Below are 608 nucleotides of genomic sequence, written 5' to 3'. Positions count from 1 at the left end.
TGGTTCTGCGACGGCTCCGTCGCGTCCATCTTCATCTCGTTCTCGGCCGTGATCATGTCGAACTCACGGTTCGCGATGGTGATGTAGGTCGAGTCGTTCATCCGACCCGCCGCGATCGCGGTGCCGAAGTACCGGCTCGTCCTCGCCGCGGCCGAGGCGAGCGTGCTGCCCACGGGGAGCGGCGGGTTCGTGACGGTCGGCGTCGGGGTGGGCGTGACCGTCGGGGTCGGAGTCACGGTGGGGGTCGGCGTGACCGTCGGGGTGGGCGTCGGGTTCACCGGCGGCGCCGCGTTGAGGGCGTCGAGGGTCGACGTGTAGGCGGCCTTCTTGTTGCCCGAGCCGTCGAAGAGGAGCGGGGTCCCGCTGGCGCGCCACGAGTCGGTGTCGCGGACTCCCCAGACGGTGATGCCGGTGCACCGCGCGACCGCGAGGCACGCGTTCGTCACCCGGCGGAAGTTCTCGGCCTGCTGCGACCCGGAGCCCTCGATGTCGAGCTCGGTGATCTGGACGTCGACACCGAGCGCGGCGAACGACGACAGGGTGGTCTGGTAGTTGGCCGGGACGGGGCTCTGCGGGTTGAAGTGGGACTGCAGCCCGACGCAGTCGAT

Annotated in this window: 1 protein-coding gene; it reads right to left on the bottom strand. The window is 70.1% G+C overall.

Annotated elements, in window-relative coordinates; translation table 11 throughout:
• A partial coding sequence (locus tag AB6N24_RS23110; protein WP_412871699.1) for an endo-1,4-beta-xylanase occupies positions 1-608 on the bottom strand: 608 nt, incomplete at both ends.

Source organism: Cellulomonas jepli, from assembly GCF_047229345.1.
GTDB lineage: Bacteria > Actinomycetota > Actinomycetes > Actinomycetales > Cellulomonadaceae > Cellulomonas_A.
This window is presented reverse-complemented; position numbering and strand designations above follow the sequence as displayed.